Annotated in this window: 25 protein-coding genes; 15 read left to right on the forward strand and 10 right to left on the reverse strand. The window is 48.1% G+C overall.

Annotation, left to right across the window (positions count from 1 at the left end; all coding sequences use genetic code 11):
* Positions 1 to 85: 85 nt before the first annotated feature.
* Complete coding sequence (locus OL444_RS13805; protein WP_264732579.1) at positions 86 to 1,219, reverse strand: MupA/Atu3671 family FMN-dependent luciferase-like monooxygenase; 1,134 nt, start codon at positions 1,217 to 1,219, stop codon at positions 86 to 88.
* Positions 1,220 to 1,542: 323 nt separating this feature from the next.
* Between OL444_RS13805 and OL444_RS13810 the strand changes: the two genes are divergently transcribed.
* Positions 1,543 to 2,169 (forward strand): hypothetical protein, encoded by a 627-nt coding sequence (locus OL444_RS13810; protein ID WP_264732577.1) that lies wholly within the window; start codon positions 1,543 to 1,545, stop codon positions 2,167 to 2,169.
* Here OL444_RS13810 and OL444_RS13815 read toward each other — a convergent pair.
* A complete protein-coding gene (locus OL444_RS13815; protein WP_264732574.1) occupies positions 2,164 to 2,457 on the reverse strand; it encodes a DUF1905 domain-containing protein in 294 nt (97 codons plus the stop codon). The genes OL444_RS13810 and OL444_RS13815 overlap by 6 nt on opposite strands.
* Before the next feature lie 282 nt (positions 2,458 to 2,739).
* On the opposite strand from OL444_RS13815, the gene OL444_RS13820 reads away from it, so the two are divergent.
* Positions 2,740 to 2,952, forward strand: a complete 213-nt coding sequence (locus tag OL444_RS13820; protein WP_264732572.1) for a hypothetical protein — start codon at positions 2,740 to 2,742, stop codon at positions 2,950 to 2,952.
* Positions 2,953 to 3,135: 183 nt separating this feature from the next.
* On the opposite strand, the gene OL444_RS13825 is transcribed toward OL444_RS13820, so the two are convergent.
* Complete coding sequence (locus OL444_RS13825) at positions 3,136 to 4,392, reverse strand: FAD-dependent oxidoreductase (protein ID WP_264732571.1); 1,257 nt, start codon at positions 4,390 to 4,392, stop codon at positions 3,136 to 3,138.
* Between the two features lie 97 nt (positions 4,393 to 4,489).
* On the opposite strand from OL444_RS13825, the gene OL444_RS13830 reads away from it, so the two are divergent.
* Positions 4,490 to 5,452 (forward strand): helix-turn-helix transcriptional regulator, encoded by a 963-nt coding sequence (locus tag OL444_RS13830; protein WP_264732569.1) that lies wholly within the window; start codon positions 4,490 to 4,492, stop codon positions 5,450 to 5,452.
* A 116-nt stretch (positions 5,453 to 5,568) separates the two neighbouring features.
* Here OL444_RS13830 and OL444_RS13835 read toward each other — a convergent pair whose 3' ends face one another.
* Positions 5,569 to 5,814 (reverse strand): class I lanthipeptide, encoded by a 246-nt coding sequence (locus tag OL444_RS13835; protein WP_264732567.1) that lies wholly within the window; start codon positions 5,812 to 5,814, stop codon positions 5,569 to 5,571.
* 495 nt (positions 5,815 to 6,309) lie between these two features.
* Here OL444_RS13835 and OL444_RS13840 point away from each other — a divergent pair, with 495 nt between their 5' ends.
* A complete protein-coding gene (locus OL444_RS13840; protein WP_264732565.1) occupies positions 6,310 to 7,419 on the forward strand; it encodes a peptide-N-glycosidase F-related protein in 1,110 nt (369 codons plus the stop codon).
* A gap of 88 nt (positions 7,420 to 7,507) precedes the next feature.
* Here the strand turns inward: OL444_RS13840 and OL444_RS13845 are convergent, their stop codons facing one another.
* Complete coding sequence (locus OL444_RS13845) at positions 7,508 to 8,164, reverse strand: metal-dependent transcriptional regulator (RefSeq protein WP_264732564.1); 657 nt, start codon at positions 8,162 to 8,164, stop codon at positions 7,508 to 7,510.
* A gap of 265 nt (positions 8,165 to 8,429) precedes the next feature.
* Here OL444_RS13845 and OL444_RS13850 point away from each other — a divergent pair, with 265 nt between their 5' ends.
* The 5 genes from OL444_RS13850 to OL444_RS13870 all read left to right on the forward strand — a co-directional run bounded on the left by OL444_RS13850 (position 8,430) and on the right by OL444_RS13870 (position 11,548).
* Positions 8,430 to 9,029: a superoxide dismutase gene (locus OL444_RS13850; RefSeq protein WP_307734857.1), complete on the forward strand. Its 600-nt coding sequence runs from the start codon at positions 8,430 to 8,432 to the stop codon at positions 9,027 to 9,029.
* A 4-nt stretch (positions 9,030 to 9,033) separates the two neighbouring features.
* Positions 9,034 to 9,513, forward strand: a complete 480-nt coding sequence (locus OL444_RS13855) for a tetratricopeptide repeat protein (protein ID WP_264732562.1) — start codon at positions 9,034 to 9,036, stop codon at positions 9,511 to 9,513.
* A 6-nt stretch (positions 9,514 to 9,519) separates the two neighbouring features.
* Positions 9,520 to 10,143: a peroxiredoxin gene (locus OL444_RS13860; protein ID WP_264732560.1), complete on the forward strand. Its 624-nt coding sequence runs from the start codon at positions 9,520 to 9,522 to the stop codon at positions 10,141 to 10,143.
* 18 nt (positions 10,144 to 10,161) lie between these two features.
* Entirely contained in the window at positions 10,162 to 10,602 is a 441-nt protein-coding gene (locus tag OL444_RS13865) for a BT0820 family HAD-type phosphatase (protein ID WP_264732558.1), read from the forward strand.
* Between the two features lie 166 nt (positions 10,603 to 10,768).
* On the forward strand, positions 10,769 to 11,548 hold the full coding sequence (locus OL444_RS13870; protein ID WP_264732557.1) for a heparin lyase I family protein: 780 nt from the start codon (positions 10,769 to 10,771) through the stop codon (positions 11,546 to 11,548).
* A 64-nt stretch (positions 11,549 to 11,612) separates the two neighbouring features.
* Here the strand turns inward: OL444_RS13870 and OL444_RS13875 are convergent, their stop codons facing one another.
* Positions 11,613 to 12,320: a GNAT family N-acetyltransferase gene (locus OL444_RS13875; RefSeq protein ID WP_264732555.1), complete on the reverse strand. Its 708-nt coding sequence runs from the start codon at positions 12,318 to 12,320 to the stop codon at positions 11,613 to 11,615.
* Positions 12,321 to 12,359: 39 nt separating this feature from the next.
* Entirely contained in the window at positions 12,360 to 12,833 is a 474-nt protein-coding gene (locus tag OL444_RS13880; RefSeq protein ID WP_264732552.1) for a MarR family winged helix-turn-helix transcriptional regulator, read from the reverse strand.
* Between the two features lie 953 nt (positions 12,834 to 13,786).
* Between OL444_RS13880 and OL444_RS31940 the strand changes: the two genes are divergently transcribed.
* Complete coding sequence (locus OL444_RS31940) at positions 13,787 to 14,608, forward strand: Rossmann-fold NAD(P)-binding domain-containing protein (protein ID WP_371878159.1); 822 nt, start codon at positions 13,787 to 13,789, stop codon at positions 14,606 to 14,608.
* A gap of 56 nt (positions 14,609 to 14,664) precedes the next feature.
* On the opposite strand, the gene OL444_RS13895 is transcribed toward OL444_RS31940, so the two are convergent.
* Entirely contained in the window at positions 14,665 to 16,113 is a 1,449-nt protein-coding gene (locus OL444_RS13895) for a S41 family peptidase (protein WP_264732546.1), read from the reverse strand.
* Positions 16,114 to 16,338: 225 nt separating this feature from the next.
* Here OL444_RS13895 and OL444_RS13900 point away from each other — a divergent pair, with 225 nt between their 5' ends.
* Positions 16,339 to 16,806: a VOC family protein gene (locus OL444_RS13900; RefSeq protein WP_264732544.1), complete on the forward strand. Its 468-nt coding sequence runs from the start codon at positions 16,339 to 16,341 to the stop codon at positions 16,804 to 16,806.
* Positions 16,807 to 17,034: 228 nt separating this feature from the next.
* Positions 17,035 to 17,475 carry a peptidylprolyl isomerase gene (locus OL444_RS13905; protein WP_264732533.1) on the forward strand — a complete coding sequence of 147 codons (441 nt, stop codon included), beginning with the start codon at positions 17,035 to 17,037 and terminating at the stop codon, positions 17,473 to 17,475.
* Between the two features lie 77 nt (positions 17,476 to 17,552).
* On the opposite strand, the gene OL444_RS13910 is transcribed toward OL444_RS13905, so the two are convergent.
* The gene (locus OL444_RS13910) at positions 17,553 to 18,563 is read right to left on the reverse strand and encodes a zinc-dependent alcohol dehydrogenase family protein (RefSeq protein WP_264732531.1); all 1,011 of its coding nucleotides are present in this window, start codon (positions 18,561 to 18,563) and stop codon (positions 17,553 to 17,555) included.
* A 104-nt stretch (positions 18,564 to 18,667) separates the two neighbouring features.
* Here OL444_RS13910 and OL444_RS13915 point away from each other — a divergent pair, with 104 nt between their 5' ends.
* Together OL444_RS13915 and OL444_RS13920 are read left to right on the forward strand one after the other, a co-directional pair.
* Positions 18,668 to 19,027 carry a winged helix-turn-helix transcriptional regulator gene (locus tag OL444_RS13915; RefSeq protein ID WP_264732528.1) on the forward strand — a complete coding sequence of 120 codons (360 nt, stop codon included), beginning with the start codon at positions 18,668 to 18,670 and terminating at the stop codon, positions 19,025 to 19,027.
* 101 nt (positions 19,028 to 19,128) lie between these two features.
* Positions 19,129 to 19,536 carry a VOC family protein gene (locus OL444_RS13920; protein ID WP_264732526.1) on the forward strand — a complete coding sequence of 136 codons (408 nt, stop codon included), beginning with the start codon at positions 19,129 to 19,131 and terminating at the stop codon, positions 19,534 to 19,536.
* On the opposite strand, the gene OL444_RS13925 is transcribed toward OL444_RS13920, so the two are convergent.
* On the reverse strand, positions 19,533 to 21,371 hold the full coding sequence (locus OL444_RS13925; RefSeq protein WP_264732524.1) for a cytochrome c peroxidase: 1,839 nt from the start codon (positions 21,369 to 21,371) through the stop codon (positions 19,533 to 19,535). The genes OL444_RS13920 and OL444_RS13925 overlap by 4 nt on opposite strands.
* A gap of 94 nt (positions 21,372 to 21,465) precedes the next feature.
* Between OL444_RS13925 and OL444_RS13930 the strand changes: the two genes are divergently transcribed.
* Entirely contained in the window at positions 21,466 to 23,817 is a 2,352-nt protein-coding gene (locus tag OL444_RS13930) for a metallophosphoesterase (RefSeq protein WP_264732522.1), read from the forward strand.
* Positions 23,818 to 23,823 lie beyond the last annotated feature (6 nt).

Raw genomic sequence — 23,823 nt, forward strand, 5'->3', positions numbered from 1 at the left:
GCCGTCCGGGAAATAAAAAGCAGCTAAACCAATAGCCGGTTTAGCTGCTTTTTTAATGTTATTGCATATAGCCGTTGGCGTTATATCAAAAACCTGCGGGTATATCAAAATCAATGGAGGAAGATACGCTTGCAGTCACTTTGTCCTGATAGGCGTTTTTAACAGCGGTCAGGTGATCCAGGCTTTCCATGATGGCGGTGTAATCAATGCCAAAATCAAGCAGACAGGCAATTTCATCCACCCCAAGCTGACTCACCTTGTGTAATACCTCCAGTGCATCGGCATGGGAGCCTACCAGGCTGGAGCCGGATGCATATCTGTAAAAAGAATATTCCAGCATTTTATCTTCTTCTTCCGGTGTAAGCGCTGCGGCAGTGGTAGCGCTGCCACCGCTGGCGGCATTGTGTTTGAGTAAGCCAACGGAAGACCGCAGATAGCGGATCAGCGGCTCTCTTGCCTTTTCATAGGCGGCTTCCCGGCTGGCTGCAATATAGGCGTGCAGCATCAGTACAATTTTTCCTTGTCCTTCCGGGTGACCGTTTGCCTGGTAAGCTTCCCGGTATAAGGCAATGTTGGCGCCCAGTTCATCCGGTGAGCTGCCCCAGAAGTTGGTGAGGATGTTGTAGCCTTCTTTTCCGGCATAACGGAAGGATGCCGGATTACCATTGGTGGTAATCCACATCGGCAATTTAGGCTGCAAGGGTTTGGGGAATATGCGGGTAGCTTTGATCTCTCCGTTGCCATTGGCGACTGGAATGGCATCGCCTTTCCACAATTGCTGAATGCTGGCGATATTTTTATACATCACCTCATAGCGGTTGGCGTAGTTGTCTGCGGCCAGTACGAAATCATTGGCTTGCCAGCCGGAGGCACAGGCAATACCTGCCCGGCCGCCGGATAGGTTGTCTACTACAGACCAGTCTTCCGCTACACGCAATGGGTGATGTAACGGAATCACCACGCTGCCGGCCCGGATACCAATGTGTTTTGTATGGGCGGCCAGTGTGGCGCCCAGTACAGCCGGACTGGGATATAGCCCCGCAAATTCGCTGAAATGTCTTTCAGGCGTCCACACTGCCGTGAAGCCGTGTTGGTCACCGTATTTTGCGCCATCAATTAATAATTTATACTTCTCATTTTCATCTTCATAGACATCTGCATTGCCAAAGTAAAAAAGACTGAAATCCAGATGTTTCGCGGTTTGATAGTGTGTTTCCATATGTGGCTGTTGAAATATGATTCGTCAATAGATAATGCCACCGGTTGCCGCAGGATAAGGTTGTTGCGATGTGATGCAGGATCATACCGGCTGTTTCTCTTCAACAAATAACGGTAGTCTGCTGATGATAAGCGAATGTGCTGCGCTGTTGAAACTACCTGTGGCAAAAGGTTTTATGGGTGGGTTACGATGTTTTAGGTTAATGAACAGGTCTATCACCACCTCACAGTTGGTGATACCCGAAAATAAGATAATAAAAGGGCAATCCGTATTTTTTTTACGGGAGAGATACGTTATTTTTCTGCTTTAAAATCCAGTCACTGATGTTGCAAAACCGGGTAGATCCCTGGGGGAATATCATCCGTACACCGGCGCGGGGCGCCTGGATGGGGAACCGGGGTTTGTTGCATGATGAACATAAAAATATACGCCGTGCTTTTAAGCTGAAAGCATGGATCACCTGTGTGCTGGCATTCAAGGAACGGAGAAGAACCGTTATGTTGCCGAACCGGTATACCGAATTGTTTTTCCTGGATGAAGCCACCGCTTTTGCCGCCGGACATCGACCCTGTTTTGAATGCCGTCGTCAGGATGCTATCCGTTTCCGGTCTTGCTGGGTACAGGGCAATCCGCAATATGCATTACCGGAAAAGGTAGCTTTTCCGGTAATAGATAACATCCTGCATGCAGAACGGATCAATAAAGCCGGTGAAAAAATCTTACACGAAGATAGCGCGGGGGATTTACCCGATGGTTGCTTTATCCTATGGCAACAACAACCTTGTCTCGTGGCAGGTGATTGGGTGTACCCCTGGACGCCGGCCGGTTATCTGCCTGGACTGCCGCGTCCTGTAAGCGGGCAAGTGACCGTACTGACACCGGCATCGGTGGTCAACGCTTTCCAGGCCGGATATACCCCGCAGATGGCACTACAACCATCAGCTTTATAGTCGTTCTTCCAATTGCACGGTAACGGTATCGCCGGCTGCTTTGCCAATGGCTTTACGCAAGGTGGCTTTTACAGGCAGCTTATGCGTGCCGTCGCCCAGCGCCATAAAAGCACTGCGGAAAGGATAGCCGTCTATGGTGCCACGTACTTTCACCAGGCCCCGGGTACCAAAGAAAGCAACAGATTCGGGCCATACCAGGTAAATCCAGCCACCTGGCTGCGGACTTTTTTGTAAAGTAGCGGTGAATGATTGAGGTAGTAAATGACTGGGAGCGGATGTCTTTTTCATAACGAAGTATTGAATGGATGAGACAGGGTAAAGGTAGGCGGAATCGGGGAGGAGGAACAGGTGGTAACGCGACTTTTTAGTGGGGGAAAGTGACAGGTCTATTCAGTTACAATTTTGTAATAATCATACAGGTCGTCAATTTTTTTCACACCTTTATCCGTATGTAAAAGATTGTCTTTTTTAGTATAAATGCCTGTTGGGAAAAAGATACCGGGTCCCTGTACCGCTTTTAGTATGCTGTTTAAATAAAGAGAACGATATCGTATGGAATTATATGAGAAAATGAGTAAGCAATATACTTCCGAAGAAATCGCAGCATCCACTGTTTTCCCGGGACCCACTGATCCGGAGATCCGGGGGGCTATGCTGGCGGAGTTTCGGATATGGAGAAAGAAAATCGCCGGTGAACAATCTGCAGAAAGTAAATATAACGCACAGTTACTACAGCAGCGGTTTTTAATGGAAGATACGATGGATATCGCCCCGCAAAAATAACAGATACTGTTGGGTGTGCAGTAAAGTAATTTTTTTAGCGAGAAGATCTGATACAGCAATCATCAATAAGAAAAAGTAGCAGGTAATATAATGATGGGAGTGCTCCTATTGCATCATAAATGTTAAATACAATAACAACCCTGTCCACCTCTCTAACAGGCGGACAAGGTCTATACAGATCGTTTATGACCTGTTTTTCAATATCTCTCCCGCAATAAACGCCGCATCTTCCGCAATCCCATAAATAATCCCCGACTTCCTCTTGCGCAACCAGGGAAATCCCAGGGCATATATGCCGGGCAATGGCGTAATACCATTGGTATGTATCAATTGCCCCTGTGCATTCAATATAGGCAATTGCAGCCAGCTAAAATCAGTATCAAATCCGGTGGTGCGGATAACCGCCGTAATGTTCTCGTCTCCGATATGCAACGCGGTTCGGCCATCCACACAAGCCGCACCCGGATCGGGAAGGTCTGCTTCATCTGGTAAGATCGTGGCATCGGGAAGTGCCTGGCTGGCGATGTAATGATCTGCCATTTGTTTCATCAGGGCCGAGCGCTCATCGGCATAGTGTACGTGCGCGGCAGCTTGTTGATCGAAATACAGCTGGGTGGCATCTGCACCGGTAAATTTACCCATGATAGCCACGCCTTTCCCATGCAGCCATTGGAGGCTGATAGTATGGCCGTAAGCACCAATACCGGATACCTGCGGTTGCCGGGCGTGCAGCATGTTGCTATCCTGCACGGCAGCAGTGGGCATATCCATATAGCCGGTTTGAACCATCCAATGCATCATATCCCTGCCTTTATACCAACGTGGCGAACGCCCTACTTTGCTGGTAGCCAGAAATACTTTTTTGCCGGCAGCCGCCAGTTCTTCTGTTATCTGACAACCGGATTGTCCGCTGCCGATAACCAGTACGTTACCCGCCGGCAATTGCGCCGGATGGCGGTAAGTAGCGGCATGGTATGGGGTGATGGCAGGCGGGAAAAAAGTAGTGTCCTGTGTTTGCCCGCGGCTCATCATACCCGAGGCAATCACCAGTTGCCGGCACACCACTTCACAGGTAATGCGCATATGCTGATACTGGACATGAAACAAACCTTCCGGTAATGGATGCACCCGGGTAACGTTGCAGCCGGTATGTACGGGTAGACGGTACCGTTGAACATATTGCTGCAGCTTCCGGAGGAAGGCCTGCCGGCTGAGGAAGGCATCGGGATCTGTGTAGCTGTCTGCTGTTTCGCCGGGCAGGAGATTCATCCAGTTCGGCGTATTGAGGGTAAAGGAATCCCAGCGCTGGGAGTGCCACGATTCACCGATTTGTCCGCGTTCCAATACCATATGACTGATCTGCTGTTGTTGTAGATGGTAGCTGATGGAGAGACCTGCATGTCCGCCTCCGATGACAATAACGTCGGGTATATTCTTCATTTCCTGCAGCATCTTTTTAAGTAATTTTGAACAAAGGAAAGATTTAAACAACAGGGGGTGTTAACGCAACAGGGACTAAAACTGACGTAATCGGGACATGGAATTTACCAAGATACACATCCAACGAAATGACTTGCGGGAATCCGCTTTTGATGCCTACCGCGAAATCAGCAACGACGTGTCGGCCTACGCTGCCAGGGGTAATCGTATGTGTTTTCAGGAAGTATCGTTCCGGAATTTACAGTTTATCCGCTGTGACTATACCTTGACCGGACAGGAACAGGTAGCCTTGGATATCCGGGAAGAAGTATTTGAAATGCATTTCCGGCTGGCCGGTGCAACGGCACACAGATTTGAAGGAGAAACCGTTCGGCTGAACAGTCAGCAACATAGCATCTGTTATCATGATGGGTTTCAGACAACAGTAGCCTTTGACCCGACAGATGCCCCTGGCGCTTTTCTGGAAATCAGGATGAACCGGGAACAGTTCACCCACTTGTTTGCGGAAGGCAATACCTTTCAGCAATTATTTCTGCAACAGATAACTAAGAAAGCACATGTATGGCCCGGCTATCATTTACCGGTTACCCCGGCTATGCAGGATATTATTCAGGCGATGAGTCATTCACCTTATAGCGGCCACCTGAAATCGTTGCACCTGGAAGCCAAGATGCTGGAGTTGTTATTGCTGCAGGTAGCGGCATTTGACGCGCCTTATGGCCAGACTGCTCATCAATTGAAGCAAGCGGATATCGATTGTTTGTATGCCGCCAAAGCTTATATAGACACACATTACCATACGGGTTGTACAATTGCAACGATTGCTGCTGCTGTCGGTATCAATGAGCGAAAGCTGACCCGTGGCTTCAAAGCGCTTTTTAATACAACCGTGTTCGACTACCTCACGGAGTTACGTATGATAACGGCCCGGCAATTACTGCTGGATCATAAAATGTATGTAGGGGAAGTGTCGGATATGATTGGGTATAAGCACCAGCAACATTTTACAGCGGCTTTCAAGAAGCGGTTTGGTATCCTGCCTGGAAAGCTGAGAGAATAGTAAAAAAGAGTGGGTAGGAAACAGGCTTGTTGTTATGGTAGATATGCAAAATCAGTGATGCAACCTACACGAATAGTGCAGGCGGCATCACCGACTAGAACAATTTTAGCGACAGCTTAGAGAATACAAATGCAAGGATCTGTCTGTACCGGTGAAGCAAAAGACACCGGGCAAAGGCCGCAACGAGGCGATGAGAGTTGACTGACAGGCTCACAGGGACGCAGACGGGATGGTGCTACGCAGATTTCCTGAACGGAAGCAGCTCCGCCCAATACTCCCTGGCTGGCTTCAGCATTGAGGGAAATAAGTACTTCCTTCTGAAGTAACAGCTTTTTGCTCAGATCGAGTTTTTGTTTTTTCATGTGGGTTTAAATTACAGGTGAAACGTGTTGTACAGTATAGGGCTGCACATTTATTCCTAAATTAAAACCAAATCACAAGCATCCTGCAGAAAATGAAGGAACGGTAGGAGATTTTTCACCAGCGGTAACAGGGCGATACAAGCATATATATCCAACTTGCAGGGAATAACGTATAAGTGTATACGTTACTTTTTATCCCGTAAAATAAAATAAAAATTGCCGCTCATTTCCCGCAAAGCTTGCCTTGCCGTGCGTTAGCAACGCATAGAGGCGGTTATACTTTTTTCACCTTTATCAGGACTATTTTCACATCTCTTCAGCATTTTACTTTTCCTGGTTATCTTGTAAGAACAGGTGAGCACAATGAAACAGTAACCCGGTTTGTCTATTAGTTTTTCCAATCTGTCTTATAAGGTAAATATTGATTGTTGACCGTTATCCATCGGATAGCACTACGGTTATTCCCATTTTTATTTTCTAACCAAAATATAAATCATGAAAAGTATTCGTTTGTTTTCCTGGCTGGCGGTGGGCCTGTTCCTCACGGGATGTACACAAAAAGGGATGGAAAGTCTGCGCCCCGATACCGGTGCTGTGGCAGCCACCACAAAGCAACTCACAGGTACCTATGAGGAAACCGTATTTTCCCGCCTTGATTTTTACAATGGTTATGCCAATGCGCAGTTTACAGATGGCAACGGGGTCATTTACCTGAATAACACTGTGGCCATAAAAAAGATATCCCTGAAAGGCAAGGCCGATGCTACGGCTACACTCAAAGGACAGTTGCGGATATATCAGCAGGGAGATGGTTATGACCGCGATGGGCAGGTATTTTTCCTGCGGGATTCTGTGGTGAAAGCCATCCTGAATAACCAGGTAACTTTTGATGATGCCGCCAAAGCAAAGATAGACGCCTATGCGCCTAAAACTGGCTACCTGTATGTAACGCCTTTCTTTTATTGGTATCAGTCCATCAAGTCAGTACCTTATACGTTCGATCTGAAAGATGTGGCAGCATTGCTCACTGGTAATGATTCCTGCTGGGTGGGCGTGAGCGCCTGGGGTACACACCTGGATCAGTCAGACTGGGTGGGTAAGAATGAACCCCGGTCTTTTTCAGCAGATTTTAGTATTACGGCAGATAATGGCACGGTTAACAACAATCCGACCTACGTACAGGCGGTACAGTTTGGCCGGATAGCCGATGCGGCAGGGAACAATATACGTACACTGAACAAAACCATTACAGTACCCCGGCGTCTGAAGAATGCAAAGATCGTGGTCATCTCTCAGGCATGGGGCGCCGGTTCGGGAGGAGAGGAGTATACTTATCGCACGCATCAGGTGAGCTGGGATAATACGCAGGTAGGTACTTTTTCATCTAAGGTAGCCTGTGGCCCTAATACAATGCGGAGTTATGATATTTCTTCGAGTCCGCGTAACTGGTGTCCTTCGGAAGTTGTACCGTCGCATGCATTCAGTATCAGCGGCAATATTGAAGCCGGTACAACACATACCGTCACGGTAGATATCCTGAATGCGAAAGCAGATGCCAACAATAATTTTAAATTATCTGTGTATATAACGGGCGAACTTTTTTAAAAGAAATGGACGGAACCTGTTTATCCTCAATCGGGCCAACACTGCGACAGCCTATGGCGGTAGTGTTGCCCGTTCCTGATTTCATACATTATACGGCTGCTACCAATAGTTTATCGCATACCACCCGGCTGAGTGTAACACCTTTATGTTGGTGATAATGTACAGTCATGGTGCCATCAAAGTTTTCAATGGCGGTTACCGTTAGTTTGATTCCCAGCTTTAGTTCCCGGCTGTTGAGGAATTTCAGGAATTCATCAGAAGAATCTGCCACGGCGGTTAGTGTTACCACCGTTCCTGCGGGCACTTCACTGAGCCGGCTGCTTTTGGGCCAGGTGATTTTACCGTTTTTATCAGGAATAGGAGAGCCATGTGGATCTACACCGGGGAAGCCCAGCAGCTCATCCATTTTTTCAAACAGTTCAGGGGATTGTATGTGTTCCAGCTGTTCGGCGATTTCATGTACTTCCTCCCAGCCGAAGCCCATTTTTTCTACCAGGTACATCTCAGTGAGCCGGTGTTTACGGATGATCAGCGCAGCGGCTTTTTTGCCTTTCTCTGTCAGCCGTACAGGCTTATAGCTTTCGTAATGTACCAGTTTTTTTTCCGCCAGCTTTTTTACCATACTGTTGACAGTAGGCATCTTGATGTTTAACTTCTTGCCCAGCTCATTCACATTCACTTCACCGTTTTTGCCAGCCAGATTAAACAGGGCCTTTAAATAATTTTCTTCTGTCTTGGAATACATACAACAAAAATACAAATATTATCCCTCTTTGTTTCCAGGTTCTATTCTGGAAAATATTTTTGTTAGATTGATCTAACTTTATACTTTTGTAGAGATGAATTTTTAATAAGTGTTAAGTAATGCAAGGCTTGTCTGGCCGTGTTGGCGGAGCTTTGCCGTTACTGCACCAATCAGTAACATGACGGTAAAGATCGCCGGGTTAGTCCCGGCGATTTATAACAACCGTATGTCATCAGTACGCCAGCGAAGCAATAAAACAAATAACATGGATATTACTTTACAATTACCGGAATTGCCTTATTCCAAAGATGCCTTACGACCATTCATTACTGCAGAAACATTCGATTATCATTATGGTAAGCACCATGCCACCTATGTTAATAACCTCGCCGGCCTGGTAAAAGATACGGCCCTGTCGGAGATGACGGTGCCGCAGCTCATCCAGACAGGTTTCGATCGGCAGGACGCAGCGGTTTTTAACAATGCTGCACAACATTGGAACCATACTTTCTTCTGGCATTGTTTGTCGCCGGATGGCGGCGGCCAGCCAGCCGGTCAGTTACAAACATTGATCAACCGTGACTTCGGCAGCTTTGACCAGTTTAAAACACAGTTTTCTACGGCCGCCGTAAAACTGTTTGGAGCAGGCTGGGCGTGGCTTGCACTTAATCAGCAAGGTGCCCTGGAAATATTACCGCTGAAAGATGCACATACACCATTGACAGCCGGTAAAACACCCTTGCTAACCATCGACGTATGGGAACATGCCTATTACATTGACTACCGGAATGCCCGCAACAAATTCATTGATGGCTTCTGGGAAGTAGTCAACTGGGATTTCTGCCATCAGCAACTAAATCTGTAACACCATGAGAAAAAGATTCCTGCAACAGGAAGATACCTGGAAAACGCATACCGATGCGGGCAACAGGTTATGTCAGCTCCACCGGTACCCCGAAGGTATTCCGTATTATGAACAGGCGTTGGCAACCGCTGAAACATTACTGACGGAAATAGATACTGTGTATCAGGTGGCGGAAATACCGGTGATTGAACTGTATATCATCTCCTGCAACAATATCGCTTATTGCTATTGGGAATTGAATGACCTGGAAAGCAGTGAAAGTTATTTCCTGCAATCATTGGAAAAAATGGAAGCCCTGTCGAAAAGCAAACAGGTGAGCCAGTACGTACAACATAAAGCATTACGGGAACTTACACGCGTGGCGGTAGCTTACCTGGATTTCTGTAAAAAGTCAGGCCGGCCCTGTTGTACAGCCTTGCCGCTGGCTGGCTGGGGACTACCGGATATACCGCCTTCCCATCATCCTTCATCTTTTAAATCGTAACCTACTATGTGCAACTCCATGAAGTCGCTGATGAAAGAATATAATACCCCCGAACGACAAGGTCCGCTGAATATAGGCGACAAATTACCCGCTTTCTGTAAAAAAGCAGTAGTGCCCGGAGAAAATGGCTATGAAGTGATCAGTATAGATCAGCAGTTTGCTGCGGCGAAAGAAAAGTGGCTGGTGCTCTTCTGGTGGCCAAAGGATTTTACGTTTGTATGTCCGACAGAAATTATCGCTTTTAATGCGGCAACCGGTCACTTTCAGGAACGATCCTGCCTGGTGATGGGAGCATCCACCGACACCGAACACGTACACCTGGCCTGGCTGGCGCACCATCCCGGCTTAAAGGCCCTGCGTATTCCTTTGCTGGCAGATACGTCGAAGTCGCTCGCTACCGACATGGGGATACTGGATAAAGCAGAGAAAGTAGCTTACCGCGCTACCTACATCATTGATCCTGCAGGCGTGATCCGCTGGCTGAGTATCCACGATATGCAGGTAGGCCGCAACGTGGAAGAGGTGTTACGCGTATTGGATGCGCTGCAAACCACGGATCTCACCCCCTGTGGCTGGAAGCCAGGTGAGCAAACACTTACGGCGCAGCTGACTGCCGCTGGTGTACAATAATCTATACTTTGTAACAACATGCGTACTGCAGCCAGGCCGCAGATGATTGCGGTAGATTTCGATGGAACCATTGTAGAACATGCCTATCCGGCTATAGGTCCGGAGATGTTGTTTGCATTCGCGACGCTGCGGGCCTTGCAGCAGAAAGGTCATCGCCTCATTCTCTGGACATGGCGCACGGGCAAACCGCTGGAAGCAGCTGTGGCACATTGCCGGCAGCATGGCGTTGTGTTTGATGCCGTGAATGAGAATTATCCCGGTGAGATACAGGCCGGGCATTACAGCCGGAAGATCCATGCAGATATTTTTATTGATGACCGGAACGTAGGCGGTTTCCCGGGATGGGAGTATATCTGGCAGCTGTTACATCCGGAAGGCGGTGTATTTGAACATCGCCCTGTTAATGCTGCGGCACATTATAATGTTGGGCGCAAAAGAAAAAAATGGTGGCCTTTTTAAGAATGGTGAAGGAGGAATAGTGCCCGGGAAGCCTGTTGCCATCAGGTTTTCCGGGAAAAGCGAAGATTGCAGCGGGATAGGGTAAGATCATATCTGTTTGGGAAGCAGGGTTGATTATATTCGTAGACCCCTTCTTTTTTTAACCCTTTTAAACCCGTTTCAAACGATGAAAACAAACCACGTGCTGATGGCACTCGCCTGTTGCAGTTGTATACTAACAACGAACAGTTGCACCAAAAACAACACAGACTTATTACACACCACCACTGTCACCACAGAAAATACCGCTGCTGCCGTCAACGCCGCCGCATGGCTATGGGATGGCGATGCCGCCCTGGGCAGCAGCAAGGTATGGAAGGTGCAGAATATTGAAGGCAGCGGATCTATTACGGCCGTAACAGATCCTGCTTATGGCAAAGTGTGGAAATTTGATAAACCATCCGGCAGTCATCGTACCGAAGGACATGGCGCCAAAGGCTATCAGTCGGCGGAAGGAAGTGATATTTACCTGGGCTGGCGCTCCAAGGTGGTGATGCCCGTGAATGTGACCACCAATGCGGTGTTTCAGTGGAAGGCCTATGGTAGTAATATGCAACAGAATTTCCCGATTGTCATTAAATCTATCGGCGGAAAATTGCGGTTGTTTCATTTTGCCCCCGGCAAAATCGGGACAGAATTATGGAATACACCGTTGACGGTGAATGCATGGCAAAGCTATGTGCTGCGGATAAAAGTATCGCGGGATGATACCGTTGGCTTTATTGAATTTTGGTACAATGGAGTACCGCAAACCCTTAGCAATGGTACCAAACGATATTATGCCCGTACGTTGGATGCTGATTACTGTGATCCGAAATGGGGGATCTATGGCGCAGATGCTATGGCAATGACCAATTACGTAGGTGCGTTGAAGATAGCCGCTACCTATGCGGAGGCCGCCCCCTGACGACAGGATTTGTTGCCTGTCTGCATCGCTCCCGGTCATGATGCAGACAGGCAAATGCCTGGTTTTACCCGCCGGTGGAGGCGTGGTATTGTACATGTGTAAAAAATATATCTCTTCTGGTCACAAATCCCAGCCATTCGTATAATCCTACGGCTCTCGTATTGCTGGCCAGTACATGCAGGAAAGGAAGGATACCTTGCGCTGATAATTGATAGCACAGGTGCTGCAATAGCTGTTGTGCGAGGCCTTTGCCGGTATAATCAGGATGTGTACATACGGCACTGATTTCACCGCAACCGGTCAGCCGGAGTCTTTGTCCGGCCATGGCTACCAGTTTGCCGTCCTGCCGGATACCATAGTAGTCTCCCAGTGAAGGCGTATCGGTTTTGAAGTAGCCCGGTTGTACCAGATTAATCAGAGCATACATCTCCGGGCGGTCTGCTTCGGACAACAGCACCATATCCGCCGGATGTTTAACGGGCCTGCTGATGGGGTGTTCACATACCATCTGTAAACAGGCCAGCTGATTGGTGACCTCCCAGCTGGCAGGCATTGGTGGCAGGTCGCCTACAATAAATACTTTTTCATCGGGTTGCATCCAGGGAGCCATATCGTTCAGTGCCTGTGGTGCAGCGGGATCATATCCCATAAAAGGTAAAACCGTGGCGGGGTACCTTTTACAGGCAGGCGTGCCCAGGGCAAAGTGCTGATGGGTAGTTTGTAATGCGTGCCATACGGGATTGTCCAGTAGTTGAAGCGGGTGCTGTGTCATATACTCAGTTGACTTACTGTAAATAGAAAATATGCGTGTTTATAAATCCTGGAATCGTTTGTAATAGGACTTCTCCTCCAGTTCCTGTTCCAGTGCTTCGAGTGTTTGCAACAGCTGGTGCTGTTGCCGGAAGAGCTGCTCATTCAGGAGACTCATTTTTTTCCACACCTTCTCAAAGGCAGGCAGGCTTTTTTTGCCTTTGGCAGAAAGCTGCAGCATGCGTTTCCGGTTGTCATCCGGCGATTTGACCGATTCGATATAGCCTTTTTTCTCCAGCTCTTTTGCCAGGTGGATGATGGCAGGATGAGTGAGACTCAGCTCTGCTGCAATGTCCATGATGGCAATTTGTTTGCGTTTGCTGATAAGGTAGAAGAGGGTGAAGTATTTAATCTCAAACTCCAGTTCATTGGCGGCATAAATGCGGGCAGCATCTTTCGCCAGGTTGTCGTAAAGGCGCCGCATGCGTGCCCCTGTTGCCAGTGCTCCCAGTTCGTTGATGATATTTGCATTCATTTAGGTAAGTATTTACGTAAATATTTACCTAAATGTAGGATTTATCTGATTAATCCAACATAAAAAAATAACAGCGGGAGAGGAGGAATAGGGATAAGCAGGCAGCAGCGGGGATTTGAGGCAAACAGGCCGCAGTGAGAAGTGTGAAAGAAATAGGGATAAACGGACAGGTAATAATGATTAACCCGGGAATAGAACCGGATAAGAAAAGTAAGGCGATCAGCAGCGGAGAATGCCTTTTACCGCCTTACCAGGCGGGAGAAGAGACGGATCAGTGTGTTGCGCAGAAAAAGACAAAGCGACCGGAATACTGTTGCGCATCAATAAACGGTTATTTTGAGGGTTTGTATTACTTTGTTTTTCCTTTAACTATCATTATGATGCAAGAGACAGCCGTTGTATAACTTTTTTCTACAGGCGGATCATCTCTTTTTGATGAACATCCGGGCGCAGCGGAATGGATTAATCTGCTGCATCCATGTGAGTACAATATTAAACCCTTTATGCGTAATTAAGTACCGGGATTTTCCCCGGTATAAGTCCGAAACGGATAGCCAGAAAGGACAAAAAAGCAGGCGATCTGTCTGCCGGCCGTCAGCTGAAAAACTATAAATTTATTTATACGAAACGATAAATCAACCTATTTCATGCCTGTGGGGGATAGTGCTAATCTTGCATATCCAAATCAATACAATAATAAAAAACAGCATGGAAACAACACCTAAACAGCAGACCGCACTCGTGGTGGGCGGCAACGGCATTACCGGTCGTACCCTGGCACAGCACCTGCTTGCATCCGGTAACTGGCAGGTCATCATTACTTCTCAGTCTGAACTGGGATATACTTCGGCCGCACAATATGTGCAGATGAATCTGTTGGAGCCGGGTGCGGTACAACAGCAGGCAGCTGTTCTCCGCAATGTGACGCATATCTTTTTTGCCGCCTACGTGGAATGCACCACACTGGCGGAACAAACCGCCGTCAATACGGCCTTGCTGGAAAACCTGGTAACAGGTATGGAAGCAATAGCGCCCCATCTGGAACACATCACATTTGTACAGGGTGCAAAGCATACGGCGCTCATCTGGGTATTTATAAAACACCGGCACTGGAAACCGATGCCAGACATTTTCCCCCTAATTTTTACTACACACAGGAAGATTATCTCCGGAAACAAGCTGCCGGGAAGGCCTGGAGCTGGACCGCTTTACGCCCCGATATCGTATTTGGCCTGGCAGTAGGTAATCCTATGAACCTGGCCAGCATCATTGCGGTATATGCAACCTTATGTAAAACATTGGAGGTGCCATTCCGTTTCCCGGGTACGCCGGAGGCGTACCATGCCCTCATCAATGTAACCGATGCCACCTTGCTGGCCAAAGCCATGGAATGGGCTGCTACAGCAACCAATACGAAGAACGAGGTATTTAATGTCACCAATGGGGATGTGTTCAGATGGAGTCAGGTATGGCCGGTATTCGCCCGCTTCTTCGACGTTGCCTGCGAAGATCCGCAACCTTTTTCACTGGCTGCCTACATGGCGGATAAAGCACCCGTATGGAAAGCAATCATAGCAAAGCATGACCTGCAGGATATTCCCTTTGAACGCCTGGTACAGTGGCATTTCGGAGATGCCATTTTTGGTGTAAAACACGATGCCTTCTTTGATGTCAACAAAGCCAGAAGATATGGTTTTGCTGACATGCAGGGTAACAGTGTGGCGCTGATGCTGACTACATTCCGGCAGTTACAGGAAAACCGGTTAATTCCGTAAAATATACCGGACGTATAACGGTAATGATTATACGTCCGGTATCAGCGCCGGCATAATCAATGGCTGGCTTTTGTGCGGCTGGCCTGGATCAGGGACCGTGCCGTTTCCATGGCCGGATCTTGTCCGTTCAGCAGCGCGGCCACCGTCATCGGCGCCGGATAGTCCGGCAAGGTGCCCCTGCCAATATTGATCGTGGGATCTACTGCATTGAAATATTGTTGTAAAGGCAGCGTCAGCACCAAGCCGGAAGGCCGTAGATTTTCACCCGGCATGATACCGCTGTTGTTACCCTGATACCCGCCACCGGTTTCTTCGCCAATAAAAACCGCTTTTTTATGATGGCTTAAAATAGCCGTCAGGTCTGCACAGGACGACATACAAAATCCGTTTATCAACACATATACTTTACCGGCATAAGGATGTGCTGCCGGTGATTGCCATTCATAAAAGTCGAAATCGTGTACCGTCTTCGCCTTTTGCCAGCGCCAGGTACTGTCCTGTAGTACCGGTGACCGGTACCAGATACGGGCCAGGCCTTTGATTTTTTTGGCCAGTTGCGGCGTCACTTCAATCCGGTCCCAGTAACGATAGGGTTGCGTAAAGAAGTAACGGCTGAAATAAGCAGCATGTGTGTCGGACCCACCGGTATTGTAACGGAGGTCTATCACCAGGTCCCGGATATTTTGCGCCTGCAGGCTATCAAATGCCTGTTGGAGGAAGCGATGGAAATCCTGCCCGCCTTTTTTGATGTCGGACTGCGCAAAGGTATGTATAGTCAGGTAGCCGGTTTGATCTGTGATCTGAAAAGCCAGTTGCTGCGGATACCGGAAGGGACGCAGGAAGCCATCGCTGACGAGATCCTTTTCCAATACGCCGGCCAGCTTGCTGGTGAAGGATTGCGACCGGCGTATAGCCGTGAGGGTAAAGCTGGTATCTACTGCCACGAAAGACCGGTACCAGGAAGGAAACTGATGATACAGCGCGAGGTATTTCATGGTAAGGTTGTAACCATCAGATGGAATGGCCGGCAACAGTATTTGTAGCAGGGCAGGTATGCTTTGTCCGTTGATATGCGTGATTTCATCACCTGGTATAATCGTCTTATCAGCACTATAGTTTTTAATCACAAAAGCGCGGTTGCCTTCAAAGTATAATTGCAGGGGAATAAGGCTGGGAGAGTTGCGCAGGCTATGTTTATAGTGTACGGCACTGGTCAGGTCTGTATGCAGGCAGCCGATGCGCGACACCAGCGGTTTCAGTTTCCGGTATAATGCCAGTTCTGAAAGCGGTGTTTTTATCGTGCCAAGCAGGGAATCGGCATACTGGTCAAAGGAAGCTTTTGAATGATAGCGGTAAACACCTGGTTGATAACGACTCAGCAGGCGGGTGGCTTTGTGGATCACCGTGCTGCATTGGGCCGGTGTATAGGTGCGGGTGAGGGCTTTTTGTGCAGATGATCCATACGTGAAAAACAGGCAGGCAAGGGAGAGTAGCAGTTTATGCATGTAATGTTTTTTTTCAAAAATAACCGGCGCCGCGTTAAAGGGCTGTTAAGCCCAAAACAGGAAATGTTATTTTTGAAACAGGATAAATTGCAGGGGGACAGCAGGAATAAATCTTGGGTGAAGATTTGCAGAATACCGGCAAAAACCGGTACCTTTTACGGCGAAATACGTATAGCCGTAAAGGTATTACGGGAATCATTATTTCTTTACAACAAATACAATCATATGCAAACGATCACACCGTTTTTGTGGTTTGATAACAATGCAGAGGAAGCGATGAATTTTTATACTTCCGTTTTTGAAGATGCGCAGATCCTGAATGTAATCCGTAGCGGCGACAATGGTCCCGGGCCTAAAAATACCGTTATGACCGCCACCTTCCTGCTCAATGGCCAGAAATTTATGGTGCTGAATGGCGGTCCGGTTTTTAGTTTTACCCCGGCTGTTTCGTTTTTCATCAGCTGCGAAACCCAGGATGAAGTAGATCATCTTTGGACACAGCTGTCTGCCGGTGGGGAAGAAGGGCGTTGTGGCTGGCTGAAAGACAGGTTTGGCCTGTCGTGGCAGGTAATTCCCACAGCACTGGGCGCGTTGCTGCAGGGGGGCGGGGAACGTTCCGGCCGCGTGATGGCAGCCATGATGCAAATGACGAAAATAGACATTGCAGCGCTGGAGCGTGCCTATGAACAATAAAGGGGGCTTACGGGCTGATGGGTGCCGTATCCGATGTGGCAAACCGGCGCCGATTATATAATATTTTTATTTGGTGTAATGTATTTGTTTTTAGGTAGATGAATACCGGGTGTTGTCATCCGCCCGATCGCGTGCTAAGATATACCTGTTGGGCATCTGCCTGAAAAATCAGGGGTAGCCGGACTTTGAAAAAAATACTTACATTTGCTCCGTTTTAAAATAATACCCATGAGTAAAGCAATTATAAAAACCGAGAAAGGGGATATGACCGTGCAGTTCTTTGATAAAGACGCACCAAATACAGTAGCTAACTTCCTCAAATTAGCCAAAGAAGGATTCTACAATAACGTAACTTTTCACCGGGTGATTCCTGATTTCGTAGTACAGGGTGGCGATCCTACCGGCACTGGCGCAGGTGGTTCCGGCACAAGAATCAAATGTGAACTGACCGGCGACAACCAGTACCACGATCGTGGCGTATTGTCTATGGCGCATGCGGGTCGTGATACCGGGAGCTCCCAGTTCTTCATTTGCCACAGCCGCAAAAACACTGCTCACCTGGATCGTAATCATACCTGCTTTGGTAAAGTAATCGAGAACGTAGACGTAGTGGATGATATCCGTCAGGGCGATAAAATTTTATCTATCGAAGTGATCGAAGAAGCATAATCGATCCGATAAAAATAAGTACAAAGGTGAAAGCAGGCTGCGGTCTGTTTTCACCTTTTGTATAAATACCCCGTTGGTTACAAGGTAATCACTACTTTTCCCAGATGTTTACCATCCGCTACATACTGATAGGCGGCCTGCACCTCCTCCAGGGCAAATACACGGTCTATAACAGGATGCAATTGTGTGACTTCCATTGCCTTTATCATTGCTTCAAAACTCTCCCGGTTGCCTACCGCAAAGCCTTGTATGCGCGTGAAATTCAGATTCAGGTGCCGGGTAATGTCCAGGGTAATCGTACTGCCACCAATAAATCCGGCGGTACCAACAAAGCCATGTGGTTTAACAGACCGGATGGAACGATCTATTGTAGCTGTACCGGCAATATCCAGGGTAATATCCACTCCTTCCCCGGCCGTTAATTTTTTTACTTCATCGGGCCACTCCGGATAGGTATGGTAGTTGATCACGTGGTCTGCTCCCAGTTGCAGCAACCGTTCCGCTTTCTGATCGGAGCTGGTGGTGGCTATGACGCGTGCACCTGCCGCTTTGGCCAGTTGCAGGGCAAAGATGGAAACGCCGCCGGTACCTTGTGTCAGCACGGTCTGACCAATACGGAGGCCGGCCTGGTTGATGAGCGCTTCCCAGGCCGTGAGGCCTGCAATGGGTAAGGTCGCCGCCTCTTCATAGGTGAGGTAGGCCGGTATTTTTACCAGTCCGTATGCCGGAATACATACATATTCGGCCAGCACGCCCTGTGTTTGCCAGGCCACGCGCACAGCATTGGTATAGGCGTTGACGTTGCCACTGATCCACCGTTGTACATAGTGAATGGCTACGCGGTCGCCCGGCTGCCAGGTAGTTACCTGTGTCCCCACTGCTTCCACAATCCCGGCGCCATCAGAGGCTGGTGTATAAGGCATGGGTAACGCTGCGCCGAAATCGCCGTTGGCTAAAATAATATCCAGGTAATTGAGCGAAACGGCTTTGATCCGAATGAGTACTTCATGTTCCTGTGGCACGGGCTTGGGGAGGTCTGTTACGGCTAAATGAGCGATCCCTGTCTGTGCTGTTCTTACTGCTTTCATCCTATTGATTTTTTACACCACAAAGTTGAGCGGAGCTATGCAGCAAAACAAGTACGGGTGAATTAATCGAATAGTGATAATTTTACCCCTATAAACAAGCTCAAATGTATAACAGGAAAATACCCAGAAAGTATAATTGCGCACTGGAAGTAACGATGGATGTACTGGGAGGTAAATGGAAATCCTATATTATCTGTTATTTGCGGAAAGGGGTGAAAAGGCCCAGCGAGCTGCAGAAGCTGATTCCGGACGCCAACAGAAGAGTATTGAACCAACAGCTGAAAGAACTGGAAGAACATGATATTGTGGCCAAAACCATTTATCCGGTGATGCCACCCAAAGTAGAATATTATCTCACGCCATTCGGCGAAGAGCTCGGGGGAGTTGTAGATGCCATGGAAAGCTGGGGGCGCTGCTATCGCGATCGGTTTGAAGATAAAAGTACGCCACCGGAAGTGGTATAAAATAATTGTCGGAAACAGCCCCTGAGATTGTCGTCTTTGGACAGCCTTGTATAGCGGGATTCACCCTATGTTTGCAGTATCAAATTTAAAAACTTACAGACATGGCAAAGAAAATTTTTGTGAATCTTCCCGTTAAAGACCTGAACAAATCCACCACATTTTTTAAGCAGCTCGGTTTTACCTTTAATCCGGATTTTTCCGATGAAAACGCAGCATGTATGATCGTGAGCGACGACATTCTGGTCATGCTCCTGACAGAACCCTTCTTCCGTTTCTTTACAAAAAAAGACATCAGTGATGCCACCAAAACTACGGAAGTAATTGTATCGCTGTCGGCCGACAGCAAAGCCGAAGTGGATAACATCATCGCACAGGCCCTGGCTGCCGGCGCTACTTCATCTAAAGAAGCAATGGACCAGGGTTTCATGTACCAGAATGGTTTTGAAGACCTCGATGGCCACCTCTGGGAATTTGTTTACATGGACCCTACTGCTGTACCACAAGGTTAATAAGATCCTGTCTGCTTTTTATAGCTGGTCGTATCCGTCAGGGAATGCATAAACGCTATCAGCGCCTGTTTTTCCTGGCGGTTCAACCGTAACTGATCTGTCGGTAATGTCTGATTATCCGGTGCAATCCCCAGCCCGGCTCCCCCTCCCTTATCGTAGAAGTCTATCACCTGTTCCATCGTACGAAATACGCCGTTATGCATGTAAGGCGCCGTCAGCATACTATTGCGTACACTCTGCGTTTTAAACGCATACCGTTGTATCGGTACCCGGTATAATACATATTTGCCGGGATCATCATCCAGCCTGGTTTTGGGGTGGTCGTTCACCGGTACGCCCAGCACTTCTGATTCCGGTTCTGCAAAATAAGGTGGCGCCACGCCGTTGAACAACGGTGCAAAATGACAGGTGCCGCATTTGCCTTTACCCATAAAAATATTGAATCCTTTTTTCTCTGTTGCCGTCAGGGTAGTGGTATCGCCGTTCATATAACGGTCAAACCGCGACTCCAGGCTGGTCAGCGACCGCAGGTAGGAGGCAATGGCATTGGTAATATTTTCTTCACTCACGGCGGAAGGAGTATAATTAAAGGCACGCTCAAAAAGCGCCGTATATGCCGTATCCTTTTTCAATTGTTGTACGGCCAGTTCCAGCGACCCACCCATTTCTTTTTTATTGTGTACCACATCTGCTACCTGGCTTTCTATAAACATGGAACGGGAGTCGTAGAATAACTGCGACTGAAAACCCACATTGAGCAGGGTCGGCGTATTACGGGCAATGGTACCGCCGCCATCCAGCGCCGGGCTTTTGGCCAGGCCATCTGTAAAGGCGCGCTCCGGCTGATGGCACGACGCGCAGGAACGTTGCCGGTTACCGGATAATAACGGATCATAGAATAACTTTTTTCCCAGCGCCGTTTTTTCCGGTGTAGGATCCGATTCCTTGTTGGGCGTATACCCATTGGCGTTATAATAGGCCATGGCAAATAAATGCGGCGCATCCGGAGATAGAATGCGTCGTTCAGCGGGTACCTGCAGGGATAGTTGTTGCTGCCATTGCAGTAACAGGGTACTCAGTGGATTGGCATGGTGCGTAATGAAATGCAAACGGTCGAACTGATTGAATGCAGTGGGTTGCAACAGATACGCCCGTGCAGCCTGAAAGCGACTGACCGTTTGTTGCAACAGTTGCGGATCGTTGAGCCGGGAGGCATATAGTTGCAGTGCGGTGGCAACGCCTTGTAGCGCGGCGGCAGCTTCGGACATACTATGTAAAGCGATCGGGGAGTCATAACCACTGATGCCCAACGCAATGATCCGGTAAATTTCAAAGCGCATGGCATCAAAAATATACGGGTCCATAAATCCGTATGGATCGGATTCTTCCTGCAGCGATAACACCTGTTCCCGCAATGCGGTGGTTAATGCCAGCACCTGCCGATGATCAATGCTATTGCCGCCACTGAACAGTTTTTCTTCTATCAGCTGAAACCCTTCCGGTGGCAATACTGCCCGTGAATTTTCGCCGTCAGCAAAAGGAAGTGCAGGACCATTGATCACGCGGATAAGATGCGGATAATAATATTCGATCAGAAATTCCGTGTGCTTATATGCTCGTCTGCTGGCTGCAAATCGTTGCCGGATGTGCTGTGGTGCAGCCTTTGCACGCAATGCCTGTTGCAGCATTGCAAGACTGTCTGCAACTGTATGCAGTTGTTGCCGGAATTGTATTTCCAGTAAACCGGCTTCTTTTCCGGTGATCGGAGCGGGGGCGGAGTACAGGTTAACAGCAGTCATCCAGAGGATCCAGGCAGCTATGATCCTGGTTTTCATAGTGTTTGTTTTAAGGGTGTATTAAATCAGGATAATAATGCTAAAAGATAGTTTTTTTTAAATTATTTTCACCCTAAACCTTAAATCTGATCCCATGAATCCCCAACTCAAAAAGCTCTTTGCTATACTTGCGTTTAGCGCGGGCCCTGTATTGACCACTGTGGCGCAAACCACACTTCTACCGTTCGGATCTTCCTGGAAATACCTGGATAATGGTTCCAATCAAGGTACTTCCTGGCGCGCAGTTTCCTTCAATGATGGATCCTGGAAGTCCGGTCCCGGAAAGCTGGGTTACGGCGATGGCGACGAAGCTACGGTAGTCAGCTATGGCAGCAGTTCTTCCAGTAAGTATGTGACCACCTATTTCAGAAAAACCTTCAACATCACAGGCGTAAATAATTACAATAATTTCATATTGGAATACCTGCGTGATGATGGAATTGTTATTTATGTAAATGGTACGGAAGTAAAAAGAGATAACATCTCTTCCGGTACGGTATCTTATACCACACTGGCCAGCGACGCCAGTGATGATGGAGATGATATCCAGACAGCGACCCTTAATGCCGGCAATTTCGTGGAAGGTAGTAATACCATTGCCGTGGAAATTCACCAGTCAGATAAAAGCAGCAGCGATATTTCCTTCGACCTGCAGGTGAAAGGCAGTTCCAGCAGCAACCTGCCGGTAATCAGCCGTGGCCCTTATCTGCAGATGGGTAATCAAACCGCGGTATCTGTTCGCTGGCGTACCGGCATTGCCGCCAATGGTAAAGTAAAGTACGGCACAGTGTTGGGTAACCTCACCGACAGTGTGGTACATACAGATGTAGTAACGGAACATGAAGTCCGGATTACCGGATTGCAGCCGGATACCAAATACTACTACAGTGTGGGTACTTCCGCAGGCGTTATTGAAGCCGGCGAAAAAAACTACTTTAATACGGCGCCATTGACCAACACGCCGCGTAAAATACGGATCGCTGCCTATGGGGATTGCGGTAATAATTCTACCAATCAGAAAAATGTAAGAGACGCTTACCTCAATTATGTGGGCGCCAACCATACCGATGTGTGGCTGCTCCTCGGGGATAATGCCTATGACGACGGTAAGGATGCAGAGTTTCAGACCAACTTCTTTAATATCTATAAAGACAACCTGCTGAAAAATATCCTGTTGTTCCCTTCACCGGGCAACCACGATTACGATAATAACTCCACCCGGCAGGATGACCACAACATTCCGTACCTGGCTAACTTCAGTTTGCCGAAAAACGGAGAATGTGGTGGCCTGGCTTCCGGAAAAGAAGAATACTATTCTTTTGATTACGGCGATATTCACTTCATCAGCCTCGATTCCTATGGAAAAGAGAGCAGCAAACGGTTTTATGATACTTCCAGTGCACAGGTCATCTGGTTGAAAAAAGACCTGGCAGCCAATACGCGTAAATGGACCATTGCCTACTGGCATCATCCTCCGTATACCATGGGTAGTCATAATTCCGATTCAGAAAGTGAGCTGGTATCTGTACGTAAAAATCTGATCCGTATCCTGGAGCGTTATGGAGTAGATCTCATCCTGAATGGCCATAGCCATGACTATGAGCGTTCTTTCCTGATTCATGGTCATTTTGGTCTGGAGAATACGTTCTCTTTTTCTCAGCATGCCCTGAGCAACAGCAGTGCTAAATATGATGGTTCTGCAAACTCCTGTCCCTATGTAACCACATCGGCTAAAACCGATCATGGTACCATATACGTAGTGGCCGGATCTGCCGGACAGGTAGGAGGTACGTCTTCTTCTTTCCCACATGCCATCAGCTATTACGCCAATGCCACTACCGGTGGTTCCCTGGTATTGGAAGTGGAAGGCAGCCGCCTGGATGCGAAATTTGTGGCAGCAGATAAAACCATCAAAGATCAGTTCACCATCGTGAAAGATGCCAACAAAAAAACAACCCTGCCGGTAACGCCGGGTCAGCCGTTGACACTCACTGCATCATGGATCGGTAAGTATCAATGGAATACCGGTGCTACCACCCGTTCCATTACGGTTACACCGTCGGCCGGTACCACAGTGTTTACGGTAACCGATAATGCTACAGCCAGTGGCCAGTGTCTGCGTGATACCTTCAACGTCGTAGCAGCGTCTCCGTTAGCAGAAATGCAAAATATCAGCGAGGCTAAAAATGGCGCGGCTTCCTTCTCCTACCGGGCATATCCGAATCCGGCCAGTGGGAATACCTTTCAGCTGGAAATCAACAGCTGGAAAGAACAACCCCTGCGATTGCTAATTACGGATCTGAATGGAAAAGAAGTGCAGCATAAAACGTGGGGTGTGCCTTCCGGCATCTCTAAACAAACCGTATCATTGCCACAAGGTGTTTACTTTATTACCCTTACCAATACAAAAGGAGAGAAGCAGACAGAAAAGATAATGATGCAATAACAGTAG

The organism is Chitinophaga nivalis (assembly GCF_025989125.1).
GTDB classification, from domain to species: domain Bacteria; phylum Bacteroidota; class Bacteroidia; order Chitinophagales; family Chitinophagaceae; genus Chitinophaga; species Chitinophaga nivalis.